Here is a 13,587-nt window from a genome sequence, read left to right as displayed (position 1 = left end):
CCCTGTTTCGGCAGATCAGAAGAAGGTGATGGTGGATTCGGCGGGCAGCGCGCTCTTGTGGCGGTCGGCGATGTGCTGTTCCAGCGTGGTGTAGCTGCGGCTGAGTTCTGCCGACCATTGCTGCGGATCCTGCTCTGCGAGCTGGCGGCGCTCGGCAACGCTGCCTAGCTTCTGCATGTCGGCGCTGATGTGCGAGAGGATCTGGCTGACACGGTCCTGGAACTGCAGGTTGACCATCACTTCGCTGATGTCGGATTCGATGGCCTGGCTGGCGCCCCGCAACTCTTCCAGATCCTGAGCAAGCAGAGCCGAGGCTTGCTCGAATGCGCCGATGACGCTGCGGATGGTGTCGCCGCTGTCGCTGATCAGGCGCTGGTCGCGGCTGGCAAAATCCTGGCTCAGGTCCAGCATGGCCTGCATCGAGGTATTAACCGTTTCAACCTTTTCGCGGATGTGTTTGCCCGTTTCACCCGACATTGTGGACAGCTTGCGAACCTCGTCGGCAACGACGGCAAAGCCGCGCCCGGCTTCACCGGCACGCGCGGCTTCGATGGCCGCATTGAGTGCCAGCAGATTGGTCTGTCCGGCAATGTGTGCCACATCGCTGGCCATGCGTTTCAGCTCTTCGGTAAACGATGCCAGGCTGGTGATTTCCTGCTGGAAGCGCTGGCGTTCCTGAGCCGCCTGTTCGAGTGCGGCAAGGATGTCCTGCAGTTGGCGGTCGCTGCTGCTGATGACCTGCAATACCTGGCCCGAGCCCGGCTGGTCACCGTTCAATGCCTGTTTGAGGCGGACCATGATGGCGCTGAAGCGGCTGACCAGATCATCGGCGGCCTGCTCGGTCTGCTGGCGGGCCAGCGATACATTGTGATCCCACAAGGGCAGAATGGCGCTCAGCAGTGCATCGGCCTGCCCGGCCGGTGGTGTTGCTGGCGAGATGTCGGTGCTGTGTGCCGGGTGCCGCGGCCCGGTTTCTGCGGGGCGGCGATCCAGCAGCAGTGCTGCTATGCCAGCGATGAGGCAGGCTGCTGCCAGCAGCCAGGCCCAGATGCCGCTGGCCAGCAGCAGCAGGCCCAGGGTACCGCACAGCAGCGCGACGATGTGCAGAATCGTGGCAGGAATTGGCCGCATGACTCCTCCTGATTATCTGTCTTGAGACCGCTAGGGTCTTGCATGTCGGCTGCCTGAAAAGCACCGGCCAGTCGAATATTCAGGATAGAAAGGAATCAGGCCAATACAAGCGTTATCTGTTATAGCCTTGCGGCATCAGCCAGCAGTTGTTCTGGTTTGGTAAGCGTCCGAGTGAGGCCTGGCGGCGCTTACTGCCAGACATAGCCCGCGCCGACCAGCACGGTGACCTCGCCATTGTGCAGCACGATCGGGCTGTTGCGGATGCCGGAGGAATAGTGCTCGTAGAACACGCCGGCCATGGTCAGCCAGTCCCGGTTGATGCGCCAGGAGGTCAGCAGCGAGGCGCCAAACGAGAGGCTGTTGCCGACGTCGTAGGCGGGCCGGCCCGCTGTCGCCTCGCTGGCGGAGATGCCGCCGAAATAGTAGTTCGCGAGCTTGCTGTCGCGCCACATCAGGCCGGCGCCCGGCATCACCAGCAGCGTGCCGCGCTGGACGGGGAAATCCGCCCACAGCAGGGCTTCGCCGCCCTTGCTGGTGCCGGTGACGTCGGCGGAAGCCCGCGCGGTGAGCAGGGCATACGGGGTGACCAGATTGGCACCGATCCCCGCTTCGAATTCGCCCTTGCGCTTGTTCATGCCGTAGAACGCTGCCGCATCGGCCGGGTCCAGATTGCCGAAGCGTACGCGCCCGTAGGCATAGGTCGCGAGCGGGCCATCCTTGTAGAAGTAATAGCGCGCGCGATCGCCGAGATACATGAAGCGTTCGCCGAAATACACGAAACCCGGAATCGGCAGCACTTTCTGCTCCTGGGCCTCATAGCGCGGCGTGTAGGTCAGCCCGACCGCGCCGACCACCAGTCCCTGCGGGACGGGAGAGTGCTCGCCGGTCTGCTCCAGCATGTTCAGCGAGCCGAAATCGATTTCGGCCCTGGCGGGTATGCTGCTGCAGCCCAGCAAAATCAATAGCCCTGTGGCGATACGGGTGATGGTTCTGGTCGTGTGGCGCTGCAGTCCGGGCATGGTCATCTGTCTGTGGCAAGAGGAAGGATGGTTCAGTTTACGCCATTCGGCAGGCCTGCATTCGTCCGGTTCTGCTGCAGAAACGGGCGGTGTTGCATACGATGGTGTAGTGCAAGCACTCGGGAGACCTCAACATGCCGCTTCTCAAGCATCACCTGCACATTGCCTGCGCGTTGCTGGGCTGCGTGCTGGTCGCCACACCGGCGCAATCCGCTCCGCCTGAGGGCAAGGGCAAGCCGGACAAGGAAACCAAGCACAGCAATCAGCAGGGGAACAAGCAGGGCAACAAATCGGGTGGTGATGCCGAGATTGTCAGTCTCGGCATTTCCGCTACGCAGGCCCGCCAGATCGCCACCGATTACCGCTGCACGGGGTATGCCAGCCTGCCGCCGGGAATCCGCAAGAATCTGGCGCGTGGCAAACCGCTGCCACCCGGAATCGCGAAAAAACAGGTGCCTTCCGCCTGCCTGCAGCATCTGCCCGTGCGTCCCGGCCATGAATGGATCATTGCCGGCAATGATCTGGTGCTGGTCGCAATCAGTACCGGGCTGGTGGTTGATCTGCTGAACGAAGTGTTCCGCTAGGTTTTGCTGCTGCCTCAGTTGCCATAGCGCTGGCGGGCGGTCACGGCAAGGCCGCTGCCCACACTGCCGTAGGCGTCACCTTCCACGGTACGGGCCAGGGGAAAGGCGGCGGCCAGCGCGCGGCGCAGTGCCGGCATCGCCGAGGCGCCGCCGGTGAAGAACAGCGTATCGATGCGGTCCGGCTGCACGCCGCCCAGTTTCAGCGTGGCGTGCGCCGCCGCGCACACGCGCTCGATTTCGGCGGCAACGGCAATGTCGAGCGTGTCGCGGGCGATTTCCAGCGTGAAATTGTCTTCCAGCGCATCGAGTTCGACGTGCGTGCTGGCATGTTCCGAGAGTGCGATCTTGGCACCTTCGACAGCGATGGCGATTTCATGCGCGCGCTGCTGCTGCACCACGCGGGCAAGGCGGTCGTAACGGCGCACGTCGGCAATGTCGCGTGCCATGCCCTGCAGATCGCTCCAGCTCTTGCGCGTGTAGGCCAGGTGGATGGTGTGCCAGGTGGCGAGCTGGAAAAATACGCTGCTGGGAAACGGCTTGCCATCCTTCAGCTGTGCGCCCAGGCCCATTTCCGGCATGACCGCCGCGAGCGAGAGCTGGCGGTCGAAGTCGGTGCCGCCGATGTGCACGCCGCCGTGCGCGAGCAGATCGCTGCTGCGATCCGCCTTGCCGCGTCGTTCGGGCGAGAGGCGCACCAGCGAGAAATCCGACGTACCGCCACCGATGTCGATGACCAGCACCAATTCCTCGCGGGCGATGTCCTGCTCGTAATCGTGCGCGGCGGCCAGCGGTTCGAACTGGAAGCTGATGTCGCGAAAGCCGCAGGTGACGGCGATTTCGCCCAGCGTACGCTCGGCCTGCGCGTCGGCCGCGTCGTCGTCATCGACAAAGCGCACCGGGCGGCCCAGCACCACCTGGCTGAATGATTGCTGCGCCTGCTGCTCGGCGCGGGATTTCACTTCGCCGATGAAACGGCCAAGCAGTTCGCGAAAGCTCAGGTAACGCCCGGCCACTTCGGTGCCCGAATCCATCAGCGAACTGCCCAGCAGGCTTTTCATCGAGCGCATCAACCGGCCTTCATAGCCTTCGAGGTACTCGCCCAGTGCCGCGCGACCGAAGCTGTGGCTGTCTTCGTCCAGATTGAAGAAGATCGCCGAAGGCAGCGTGGCCTTGCCGTCTTCCAGCGGCAGCAGGCGCGCGCGCTCGCCATCGTGGATGGCGGCGGTGGAATTGGAAGTGCCGAAATCGATGCCGCAGGCTGGCAGAAGGGAGCGGGTCATGGGCGGGGAGGGGGAAAAGCGGGAAGGGGCGGAAGGCTACGCGCGCGCGGCGTGCCCGTCAAATCGGCAGGCCGGATGGCTGGCATCGCGCTGGCCGGCAGCTTGCTGCCCGGTCTGACTGCATTGGGTATAAGGCTGAAGCTCTTTTGGAGAAAGAGCTATGGCTCAATAGATACGCTCGTATTCAGAGATCGCCGGCGGTGTTGCCGAGCAGCCTGCCCAGCTGCTGCAGGCGCGGCTCGGCTGCCGCGGTATAGAAGCTGGCATTCAGGCGCAGCGTGTTGCAGGCACTGGCCGCTGTTTCCGGCAGGCACAGACTGCCGGGGGCGAAATGCAGGCCGGCGGCATGGACGCCGGGCAAGAGTGCAGCCAGATCGGAGGCCCGGGGCAGCGTAACCCACAGCAGATAGCCGCCGGCAGGCTCGCTGACCTGCGTGCCGGCCGGAAAGTGCGCCAGCGCGGCCTGGCGCAGCAGCTGGGTGCGCTGCTGCAGTTCGCGGCGCAGTTTCTGCAGCAGGCGCGGTACGGCAGGGCCGGCCAGCAGCTCGGCCAGCGCGAGCTGGCTGGGCAGCGGCGAGCTGAGCGTCGAGCACAGCTTCAGCGCCCGCACGCGATCAAGATAGCGGCCCGGTTCCAGCCAGCCGACGCGGTAGCCGGGGGCGAGTGTCTTGCTGAACGAGCCGCAGTGCAGCACCAGCCCGCAGCGGTCATGGGCCTTGAGCGGCAAGGGCGCCTGCCCGGCGAAGTGCAACTGGCGGTAGGTGTCGTCCTCGATGACCGGTACGTCGAAACGGTGAGCCAGATCGAGCAGCGCTTGCTTGCCGGCGTCGCTCAGGCTCTGGCCGGTGGGATGCTGGAAATTCGGCATCACCAGCAAGGCCGCCAGCGGGCGGCTGGCCAGCAGCGTTTCCTGTTCTGCCGGCGATTCGGGAAGCGCGACGATGGCAACGCCGAGCTGGCGCAGCAGGTTCAGCGCACCGGGAAAGGCCGGCAGCATTACGGCTACGCAGGGCGGGCGGCCATCCTGCAGCACGGCCTGGATGGCGAGTGCCAGCGCTTCCATGCCGCCACAGGTGATCAGCAGCGATTCCCAGTGCAGGTGCACCCCTTCGGCATGGTAATGCCGGCTGATTTGTCTGCGCAGGGTATCGAGCCCAAATACTGGTGAGTGAATGGCTGCAGAGCTATACCCGTGCATGGCACGGCTCAGTTCGCGGTTGAGCACGCGCATGTCGATCAGCGCCGGATTGACGAAGGGCGAGCCCAGCGGGGCGGGCAGGCGGCTGTCGAGCAGCAGGGCCTCCAGCGGCAGGGCGGCATCCGGCAGCGGGTGTGGCGCCGCGCCCGCCAGTACCCGGAAACCGCTGCGCGGCAGGGCTTCGATATACGCCTGCCGTTCCAGTTCGTGAAATGCCTTCTTGGCGGTATTCATGCTCACGCCGTGCGCCTGGCATACCGCGCGCAGCGAAGGCAGGCGGTCGCCCTGCTGGTAATCACCCTGCCTGATGGCCCGGATGAAGGAATCGCACAGCAACTGGAATTTATGCATCGTCACGCCCGGCAGCTCGGAATCAGCCGGCCGCATGCGGGCGGGCAGGCCTGCGAGTGTAATGCAAAGCGGGCCGGCGTCGCAGCCTGCCGGCAGCGTGACCACGCGGCAGGGCACCTCAGTGCCTGTCCGGCAGGCCGATGAAGCGGCTGGGCGTCTGCACCCGCCAGTGCGGGTGGCTGCGGCTTTGCGCGACCAGCGTGATCGGTACGCTGGGCTGGCTGGCGGGCGCCGTGAGCGTGATCGCCCACTGCGTATTGGCACCGGCTTCGATGCGCCTGACCGGTGCATGGCTCAGCAGGCGGATTCCGGCGGGAGCCTGCAGCCGCAGTTCCACATCCTGTGGCACGCCGGCGCTGTTGCCCAGCTGCAGCAGATAGCGGTTTTCCACCTGGCCATCTGCGGTCGCGCGGGCGAGCTGCTGGCGGTCGCGCGCGACATCAAGCTTGAGCGGCTGGCGCTGCGCCAGCGCGATGGCGGTTGCCAGTGTGACGGTCAAGAGCAGGGCGGCGTAGAGGCTGGCACGCGGGCGCAGCCAGTCGCGCAGCGTGAAGGCGGCCGGGCCGGGCTGCTCGCGGTGGGCATCGCTGCTGAAGCGGATCAGCCCGCGCGGCTGGCAAAGCTTGTCCATGACGATGTCGCAGGCGTCGATGCAGGCTGCACAGCCGATGCATTCGTACTGCAGGCCCTGGCGGATGTCGATGCCGACCGGGCAGACCTGCACGCAGATGCCGCAATCGATGCACGCGCCCTGCGCACTGGTGCCCTTGCGGTGTGCGCCGCGCGGCTCGCCGCGCGCGCTGTCGTAGTCCACCACCAGCGTGCGCGCGTCGAACATGCTGCTCTGGAAGCGCGCATACGGGCACATGTGCTTGCACACCTGCTCGCGCAGATGGCCGGCCAGCACATAGGTAAAGACACCGTAGCCGGCGATCCAGCCCCATTCGAGCGCGGAAAGCCCGGCCGGCAGCCGTGCCAGTACCTCGCGCAGTGGCACGAACCAGCCCAGAAAGGTGACGCCGATCCACGCACACAGCAGCAGCATCAGCGCGTGCTTGAGCCCCTTGCGCGCCAGCCACTCCGCGCTGCCACGCCGCGCCGCCAGTCTGGCGCGCGCGACGTGATTGCCCTCGACGAGCCGATCCAGCCACAGCATCAGCGTCGAATACACCGTCTGCGGACAGGCATAGCCGCACCATACCCGCCCGGCCAGTGTGCTGGCCCAGAACAGCAGAAAGGCACAGGCCATCAGCAGCGCGGCCAGATAGATGAAATCCTGCGGCCAGAAACTCAGCCCGAACACGAAGAACTGCTGGCGCGCCACGTCGAACAGCACCGCCTGCCGGCCATCCCAGTTCAGCCAGGGCAGGCCGAAAAACACCGCCTGCGTGAGGACGATCAGCGCCACGCGCCAGTTGTTGAAACGCCCGCGGGTCAGGCGGGGATGCAAAGCGGTGGCAGTACCGGGGACCGGTTGAATGGGGTGGATGGGAATGGTGCGGGTGGCGGGCATGGCGGAGTTCGCTGGGCAAAAACCACCTTATAGCGAAACGCCTGCCCCGCTCACAGGCACAGGGCAGGGGCAATCCATGGGTACAGACGCCCGCGCCAGCGCTGTTCAATCCGGTGTGTAGAACAGAATGTCCAGATCCTGCTGCGGGGTGAAGTCCGTTTTCACGGCTTCATACGCAGTGGGCGAAACCTTGCGGATGCCCTGCCAGCACAGCGAAATCTTCTCTTCGGGCCGGGCGGTTTCGATGCGCAGTCTGAACTGGCGGATGGGGCCGGCCCAGTTGGCGCCGGTTTTCAGGATATAGGCCACATTGCGGTAGGTGGGCGTGTGGCGGTAGCGCTTCTGCTCTTCCGCGCCCATGCAGTAGCGCTTCACATCCTGCTGCCAGCCTTCCTCCCACTCGGGCGCCGGGTCCGGCTTGCCGGGGCGGCGGGCCTCCGGCTGCAGGTAGTTGCTGTTCACCGCGCCACCGGCTGCCGGCTCGTAGCGGTGATGCACGCGCAGATCGCGTCCGGCGGGGAACTGCTGCTGCCACACATACACCCACTGCGTTGACCATTTCGTGCATTCATACTCGGCGCTGGCGAGACCGGCCTTCACCAGTTTTTTCTGCATGGCTGCTGGCAGTTTCGCGTAACCGGCATCCAGCAGCGCCGGGCTCAGCCCCAGTTTCTGCAGCGCCGCGCTGACGTCGCGCTCGCCGATGCGGGCAATGTACTGCGGCCGGCTGGCCACGGCCTTGTCGTCGACGGCAACCCGGAAGCTGTGGCGGTCGAAATCGGCATATTCGCCGTCGTTGCGCTCGCATTCGGCGGGCTCGACCGGCATCGGGAAGGCGATGGTTTCGCTGATGTCCTGCGCGGTTTCATTGCGGAACACATAATCGATCACGATTTCGAAAACGGAATCATCGCGGCCTTCCGGCTTGCTGCGGATGACGAGGTTTTCCTCCGCCATTACGATGGCTGTCGTCTGCTTGAAGCGCAGGCCGCCGGCAGACAGCGTGGCGGTGGAGTCGTTGGCGAGTGCCGGCGTGGCCAGCAGCAGGGCTGCGAGCGGCAGGAGCAATCCGGTCGGTGTGCGCATGATGATCTGATCCCCTGTTTCTTGGAGGGTATGTCGCCGCAGCCATTCATATAGAATGGCTGTGGGTGCATGGATTTAAGGGTATGTGGGCTAGCGGCTGTACACCATTCTGGGCTGGCCATTTCTGGCCGGTACGACCAGCGTAGCGCCCTCGCGCTGCAGTTCCAGTGTCGTAAAGGCGGGTTGCTGCAGATAGGCCGGATCATCAACCGCAAAGGCGGCAATGCGTTCCTGCGCACGTTTGGCCGGCACGTCCAGCCATTGCCAGGCGTCCTGGGTGCCGGCGCGGCGCAGCCCGGCTTTTTGCCAGCGCTGCTTCGGGTCTTTCGGCACGAGGATGGCATCGCCGTTGGCGACCGTCGTGGCCTGCCCGACCTCGCCCTGTGCGGTTGCGAAGCGCACCTCGATGTTGCCGAGCGGCCCCACGCGCGGCACGCCGACGACCGCAATCCAGGTCCCGGTTTCTGCCGGGCGCTTCAGGCGCAGCTCCTCTTCGGCCATGACACGGAATTTCGGCGCCGGCAGCGGCTTGCTGGTCAGCGTGAGGGCCTTGCCCTGTTGCTGCCAGCTGCCGCTGGTGTAGCGGTCCACCGCGCCATAGGTCGTACTCATCTCGAACGTGTGATCACTTTTCAGCAGCAGAACCGAGCCGACTTCACGCACCCCCTTCAGGTAGTAATCCCCGGCAATGTCGTTGTCAGCGGGGCTGGCGGCAAAGGAGGTGGCAGCAATACCGAGGGCAAGGCAGCAGGCAAGGAAGAGCGGGCGCATGGCGAATCCTGGAACTGGTAAAGGCAGCCAGTATCGCCGATCAACTTCGTGAAGGCCATTTGTAAGCTATTGGCGACGGCATCTTTGTGAACCTGCCCACCACTCCGGGCGGCATGGCCATGCTGCTGTGCACTTCTCGGGCTGGCCAGCCGCAGGCATACATGAATTGGTATGTGATTGCGGAATAAATATTTGAAAGGTTGTAGAGGCATACCCTTCCACATCTTGCTTGCACCTGTTCCGGAATGCCGTTTCATGCCTTGGCCGACGCAGGATTGACTGTGCGGCAGGCGGGGCCGAAAGCGTTCCCTAGTGCATGTCCGGCAAATCCAGCGTGTGGCACAGGCGGCGGCACAGCTCGGCCGGGGTCTGCGCGATCACTTCTTCCGGCACGCCATATTTGCGCGTGAGGCGCTGGAAATCCTCGAAGCCATAGGACACGATCAGCGGATGAAAGCCGGCCGCGAGGCTGGCGGTGTAATCCTTGTGCTCGTCCCCGCAGGCAAAGGCGCGGGCCGGGTTGATGCCGAGCTGCTCGCGCGCCTGCTTGAAGTGCCAGGTTTTTTCCATCTTCAGCGGAATGCAGGCGAAGAAATCGAAGGACGCCAGATCCAGATCGTGGCGCGCGAAGAGCTGGCGCAGGGTTTCCTGCGGTTCGTGCGTGATGTTGCGCGTGACCATGCCGACGCGGATGCCCGGCGTGGCCTGCAGCGTGCGGATCAGCCCCACCACGCCGGGGTAGAGCTGTGCCGTTTCGCGATAGACACCGGTCAGCGTGGTGATCAGCCCCTTGCGCTGCTGTGGCGTGGTCTGCTTGACCACGTTCTTCGGAAATTCTTTCAGGCCACCGAAATACTTGAACAGATTGCGGCGTTTCTGGAAGCGGTCGAGGTCGCCGATATCCATGCCGTGCGCGGAAAACGTAGCGGCAATGGCGTCAAAAGCATCGATGATGGTGCCATCGGCATCGAACATCACCAGTCTGTCGCGGCTCGGGTACATGAGTTGCCTCCTGTGGCGTAGCCGCAAGGGGCGCGACTATTGCCGCATTCTGGCGTGCGAATGCTGCATGACGATGATGTGGCGGTTTTGTTGCGCCGAACAAACACTGCCGCGGCGGCACTCTACCGCGAGAATCGAGTGCCGCTGCCTGTCAGCCATTCATGTTCGGGCGCTGGGGCTTACCAGTTCGGGCGCAGCGACTTCAGGGTGTCCTTGGGCAGGAAGCGGCCTTCGGTGCGCAGTTCGCATTCCAGTTCGGATTTTTTCTTGTCGGTGGCATCTTCCGACAGCATCAGCACCAGATAGGGCTTGTTGCCGTCGACCTTGCCTTGTCCGACGATCGCCCAGCCGGCATTCTGCTGCTGGCGGAATACCGTGCAGATGCCGTCTTCGCATTGCCACGGCAGCTTGCCGGCTTTGTCCAGTGCGCTGCGCACCTGCTTGGGCGAGGCCAGCAGGTTCAGTTTCCAGCGGTAGAGTTCTTCCTTGCCATTCTCATGGCTTGTAAAGCTGCGCGTGCTGCGGAAATGGCGTTCGCTGTAATAGTCGGCACCGATGCCTTCGGGGAAGAGGACGGGCGGCTGGAATTCGACATCGCGGGCGAATTCTTCCATGCCCTTGGTCAGTTCTTTCATTCCCTCGGTCTGGTCTTCCATCGGGCCCAGTTTGAAATTCGCCATCCCGTCCTTGCTGACGAGATTCGCGTTTTTCAGCAGTTCTGGATTGCTGCCGAGCAGGCGGTAGAAACTGGCATCGCATTTGGCAAATTCAGCCAGAGGCGAGAGCGCCGGCGCGGCAAATGCGGGCAAAGAGAGGGTGGCAAGCAGGGCAAGGCTGGTTAGTTTCATGACAGGACTGGCGCGATTAGAAATGGGCCGCACAGTATATTGTCATTACAAGTGGGGTCAATTTATGTCGCCTGATGGATTTGCTCCGGTGTGAGGTGTTCCACAGTGTGGCGGCGAGGTGGACTCGGCTGAGGATCAGGCTGCCGGTTTGCGCGCCAGAATGTGGTCGAGCGCGGCGGCGAAATTGCGGCTGTCAGCGGCCGAGAAGCCCGCCGGGCCGCCGGTTTCCACGCCGGCATCACGCAGGCCCTGCATGAAATCGCGCATCGACAGTCGTTCGCGCACATTGGCGAGCGTCAACAGCTCGCCGCGCGGGTCGAGCACGCGCCCGCCCTTTTCGATCACCAGTGCCGCCAGCGGAATATCCGCGCTGATGACCAGATCGCCGGCCGCCACGCGGCGCACGATTTCCGCATCGGCGACGTCGAAGCCTTTCTCGACTTGCAGCGCCCGGATGTGCGGTGACGGTGGCACGCTCAGCAGCTGGTTGGCGACCAGCGTCATCGGTGTTGCGGTGCGGTCCGCGGCGCGGAACAGAATGTCCTTGATGACGCGCGGGCAGGCGTCGGCATCGACCCAGATGTGCATGTGAGCTGGCCTGATGAGGGAATGGCGGAAGTATGCCTGAAATCGGTGCCAAACCCGCCGCAGAGTTTGCGAGGCATTTGGGATGATTGCGATGCTTTTTCGGTGCAGAATGAAGGCGTAACATATTTGTAATAATTTGAATTTTGCGAAGCCATTTTCGATATACTCGTTCGACGTTTAGCCCGATATGACAAGACTTTGATAAGGGTGGCGACGCTGAGAAGCCGCTTGCTTTGATGCGGGACATTGCGGCTCTTCATTAGCTGATTATCTCTCTGTTTCAGACGCGTCATTCCAGCGAAAGGGGGAATCCAGATAGCGGCGTGAAGCCAAGCTCTGCTCTGGATGCCTGCCTACGCGGGCATGACGAAAAAGGGCTTGCTGAAAGAGAGACATAATCAGACTTCATTATTAACAGGGAGTTGAAAAACAGCAGCTCTGCCGGCAAAAAACGCCCGGTTGGCCCGGGATGGCCTGTCTGTTGTTTTTCATGCGTTTTTCCGGCCTTGCCGGAAATGGGAATGCAGTCTGATGCTCAACAGACTGCCGGGGAGCAATAATCATGTTTGGCAAAATATCATCGCGCCTGATCACGGGTTTTTCACTGTTATTGCTGTTCCTGCTGGGTATCGCGGGTTTGGGTTTGTATAGCGTCAACAGCCTGCACTCCGGTACCCGGGAGATTCTGGCGACCGAAGTGGCGATTGGCGATGCGGCACTGGATATCCGCTATGCGATGACCCGTGCGCGGCAGAAGGAAAAGAGCCTGTTCATTTCGATTGGCAGCACGACCGACGATAATCCGCCTGTCAACAAGGCCGAACTGGACGAGATGCTGGTCAATCTCGACGAATCAATTGCCCGTTTCAAGCAATTGCCGCTGGATGCCGACATGGCCGCGCTGGCCAGCAAGATGCCGGATCAGGTCAAGGTATATCGTGAAGCGGTGAATAGCATTTATCAGCAGATTCAGGCGGGAACCATTACTTCGCCGTTTCTGGCTGACGAAGCGCTCAAGCCGTTCAAAAAGCCGATTTACGAACTCAATACGACGGTGAATGACATCGCCAAGCAATCTGCCGAGCGCACGAAAGTCCGCGCCGCAGAGCTGGAGGCCGAGTCCAGCCTGATCGAAAAACAGCTCTGGGCATTGAGCCTGATCGCCGTGCTGATTGCCGCAGCATCCGCCTGGCTGATCGCCCGCTCGATCATCCGCCCGATTCACAGCATGAGTGAAGACATCGCCCGCATTGACCGTGATAATGATCTGAGCAGGGGCATCCGTTATCAGGGCAAGGATGAAATCGGCACGATGGCTGCGGCTACCAACCGGCTGATTGGTACGCTGGCTGGAACGATGAAAGCGCTGCAGCAGCAATCCGTCGAGCTGAAAACCTCCGCACAGCAGTTGGCTGCCGCATCCGATCAGGTGCGTCGTGGTTCGGAGCAGCAAGCCGACGAAAGCACCTCGATGGCCGCCGCGCTGGAGCAGATTTCGACCAGTATCAGCCATATCTCCGGCTTGAGCGACGATGCGCGCGCCCGCTCGATCGAATCCGGGCAGGCCGCCGAAGAAGGCTCGCGCCAGATCAATACCATGGTGGCCGATATCCGCACCATTGCCGACGCCATTCAGCTGGCTGCGCAATCGGCGGAGGAGCTTGATGCCTCGTCTGACCGGATTTCCGGCATCACCTCGGTGATCAAGGATGTTGCCGACCAGACCAATCTGCTGGCGCTGAATGCCGCGATTGAAGCTGCACGCGCCGGTGAACAGGGCAGAGGCTTTGCGGTGGTAGCCGATGAAGTGCGCAAGCTGGCTGAAAAAACCGGCCACTCGGCGCAGGAAATCGCCAGCATGATCAGCAGCATCCAGCAGAGTGCCAAAAACATGGCCGCGCAGATGCGCCGTTCAGTCGATAGCGTAGAAGCGGGCATGCAGGTCACCCAGCATGCCGGCGACGCGATCAACACCATTACCGGCAGCGCCGGTGCGGTGGTGCACATGATCGAAGAGCTGAACAACTCCCTGCGCGAGCAATCGGCGGCAAGCCAGATGCTGGCGAATCGGGTTGAACACATCGTGCAGATGGTTGATGACAACTCGCGCAGCACTAGCACCGTCGCGCATACGGCGCAAGAGCTGGATATGCTGGCTGATCGCCTGCGCAATGATGTCTCCCGCTATCGCGTAAGTGCTTGAGTGCAAACCGGCA

At 62.9% G+C, this 13,587-nt stretch carries 12 protein-coding genes; 2 read left to right on the top strand and 10 right to left on the bottom strand.

What is annotated here, in order from left to right:
* Positions 1–15: 15 nt before the first annotated feature.
* Together H559_RS0103505 and H559_RS0103500 are read right to left on the bottom strand one after the other, a co-directional pair.
* A complete protein-coding gene (locus H559_RS0103505) occupies positions 16–1,131 on the bottom strand; it encodes a methyl-accepting chemotaxis protein (RefSeq protein WP_034639576.1) in 1,116 nt (371 codons plus the stop codon).
* Positions 1,132–1,319: 188 nt separating this feature from the next.
* Positions 1,320–2,150: a MipA/OmpV family protein gene (locus H559_RS0103500; protein WP_051278951.1), complete on the bottom strand. Its 831-nt coding sequence runs from the start codon at positions 2,148–2,150 to the stop codon at positions 1,320–1,322.
* Between the two features lie 134 nt (positions 2,151–2,284).
* Between H559_RS0103500 and H559_RS0103495 the strand changes: the two genes are divergently transcribed.
* Entirely contained in the window at positions 2,285–2,734 is a 450-nt protein-coding gene (locus H559_RS0103495; RefSeq protein ID WP_051278885.1) for an anti-virulence regulator CigR family protein, read from the top strand.
* 14 nt (positions 2,735–2,748) lie between these two features.
* Here H559_RS0103495 and H559_RS0103490 read toward each other — a convergent pair whose 3' ends face one another.
* The 8 genes from H559_RS0103490 to H559_RS0103455 form a co-directional block, all read right to left on the bottom strand.
* Positions 2,749–4,014 (bottom strand): Hsp70 family protein, encoded by a 1,266-nt coding sequence (locus H559_RS0103490; RefSeq protein ID WP_028451546.1) that lies wholly within the window; start codon positions 4,012–4,014, stop codon positions 2,749–2,751.
* A gap of 184 nt (positions 4,015–4,198) precedes the next feature.
* Positions 4,199–5,680 carry an aminotransferase-like domain-containing protein gene (locus tag H559_RS0103485; protein ID WP_051278884.1) on the bottom strand — a complete coding sequence of 494 codons (1,482 nt, stop codon included), beginning with the start codon at positions 5,678–5,680 and terminating at the stop codon, positions 4,199–4,201.
* A 1-nt stretch (position 5,681) separates the two neighbouring features.
* Positions 5,682–7,076 carry a cytochrome c oxidase accessory protein CcoG gene (gene ccoG, locus H559_RS18715; RefSeq protein ID WP_051278883.1) on the bottom strand — a complete coding sequence of 465 codons (1,395 nt, stop codon included), beginning with the start codon at positions 7,074–7,076 and terminating at the stop codon, positions 5,682–5,684.
* Between the two features lie 105 nt (positions 7,077–7,181).
* The gene (locus H559_RS0103475) at positions 7,182–8,162 is read right to left on the bottom strand and encodes a DUF4424 family protein (RefSeq protein WP_028451544.1); all 981 of its coding nucleotides are present in this window, start codon (positions 8,160–8,162) and stop codon (positions 7,182–7,184) included.
* Positions 8,163–8,252: 90 nt separating this feature from the next.
* Complete coding sequence (locus H559_RS21355) at positions 8,253–8,933, bottom strand: hypothetical protein (protein WP_051278882.1); 681 nt, start codon at positions 8,931–8,933, stop codon at positions 8,253–8,255.
* A 309-nt stretch (positions 8,934–9,242) separates the two neighbouring features.
* Positions 9,243–9,935 carry an HAD family hydrolase gene (locus H559_RS0103465; protein WP_028451543.1) on the bottom strand — a complete coding sequence of 231 codons (693 nt, stop codon included), beginning with the start codon at positions 9,933–9,935 and terminating at the stop codon, positions 9,243–9,245.
* A gap of 179 nt (positions 9,936–10,114) precedes the next feature.
* Positions 10,115–10,783, bottom strand: coding sequence for a hypothetical protein (locus tag H559_RS0103460; RefSeq protein WP_028451542.1), 669 nt, complete (start codon positions 10,781–10,783; stop codon positions 10,115–10,117).
* A gap of 135 nt (positions 10,784–10,918) precedes the next feature.
* The gene (locus tag H559_RS0103455) at positions 10,919–11,371 is read right to left on the bottom strand and encodes a YaiI/YqxD family protein (protein ID WP_028451541.1); all 453 of its coding nucleotides are present in this window, start codon (positions 11,369–11,371) and stop codon (positions 10,919–10,921) included.
* 562 nt (positions 11,372–11,933) lie between these two features.
* On the opposite strand from H559_RS0103455, the gene H559_RS21350 reads away from it, so the two are divergent.
* Positions 11,934–13,574: a methyl-accepting chemotaxis protein gene (locus H559_RS21350; protein WP_051278881.1), complete on the top strand. Its 1,641-nt coding sequence runs from the start codon at positions 11,934–11,936 to the stop codon at positions 13,572–13,574.
* Positions 13,575–13,587: the final 13 nt, after the last annotated feature.

It is taken from the genome of Chitinilyticum aquatile DSM 21506 (assembly GCF_000430805.1).
GTDB classification, from domain to species: domain Bacteria; phylum Pseudomonadota; class Gammaproteobacteria; order Burkholderiales; family Chitinibacteraceae; genus Chitinilyticum; species Chitinilyticum aquatile.
Note: the sequence above shows the minus strand (reverse complement) of the source record. Positions and strands in the feature narration are given on the sequence as shown.